Genomic DNA, 1,202 nt, shown 5'->3' on the forward strand with positions numbered 1-1,202 from the left:
GGCTCATCCCAGTCGAGGGTGTAGACGGGGTCTGAACCCGCCGGTCTCGAGCAGGCTCCTGGCGATGTAGTTGGTGAGGTTGCGGAACCCAAGAGCACTGCCGCGGAGGTGTTCGAGGCGGCCGTTGATCGCCTCGGTCGGACCGTTGGACGTGCCGGGGCGGTCGAAGTAGGCGAGCACGTCGTCGGCGCGCTTCCTCAGCGTCCGGCCGAGTGTGGTGAGTTCGACCAGCGCCCTCGGGACACCGCTGCTGATCGAGGCAATCAGGTTGGCCATGAGCTCGCGGCCGTGGTGGCGGTCTTCGTGGCGGTAGGCGGCGATCATCCGCTGGTAGATCCCCCAGGTCGCCTCGACCTCGACATGCTCCTCGGCCCCGAACAACGTGCGGAGTCGAGCGGCCTGCTTGTCGGTCAGCAGCTCGGCGCCGGTGTGCAGGGTCCGCCGCGCGGCATACAGCGGGTCGCCCTTCATCCCGCGGTGGCCGTGGATGGCCTGCTGCACCCGGCGCCGGCACCGGTCGAGCGCGTCCCCGGCGAGGCGGACGACGTGGAACGGATCCATGACCGCCACCGCGTCGGGGAGCTCCTCGGCGGCGGCGGTCTTGAAGCCGGTGAACCCGTCCATCGCGACGACCTCGATCCCGTCGCGCCAGGTGTCGGGTCGGGCGGCGAGCCAGGTCTTGAAGGCCTCCTTCGAGCGACCCTCGACCATGTCCAGCAGCCTGGCGGGGCCGGTCTTGTCGCGGATCGGGGTCAGGTCGATGATCACGGTGACGTACCTGTCGCCGCGCCTGGTGTGCCTCCAGACGTGCTCATCGACGCCGATGACCCTCACGCCGTCGAAGCGGGCCGGGTCGTCGATGAGAACACGTCGGCCTTCAGCAAGCACGGCGTCGTTGGCGGTGTCCCAGGCGACGTCGAGTCCCTCGGCGATCCGGGTGACGGTGAGGTGCTGCACGACCAGCGCTTCGAGCGCCCACCGCAGCCCACGGCGCGAGAGCTTCGACCGCGGCTCGGCCGCACGGGTGGTGTCTTGGCGCCACACGTGCCCGCAGCCGGTGCAGCGGTAGCGACGCACCGCGACCTCCAACACCGTCGGTCGCCACCCCAGCGGCTCGTGCGCGAGCCGACGGATCACGGTGTCCCGAGCAGCGCCTTCGGCGCCGCAGCGTCGACACCACTCGTCCGGGGTCAGGACTCTGC

Annotated in this window: 1 protein-coding gene; it reads right to left on the bottom strand. The window is 70.4% G+C overall.

The features are described 5' to 3' along the window. Positions 1-3: 3 nt before the first annotated feature. Positions 4-1,202: ISL3 family transposase (locus FS770_RS13460; RefSeq protein ID WP_222126529.1), on the bottom strand; the 1,199-nt coding region annotated here is incomplete at its 5' end.

The organism is Kocuria salsicia (assembly GCF_007681555.1).
Taxonomy (GTDB): Bacteria; Actinomycetota; Actinomycetes; order Actinomycetales; family Micrococcaceae; genus Kocuria; species Kocuria salsicia.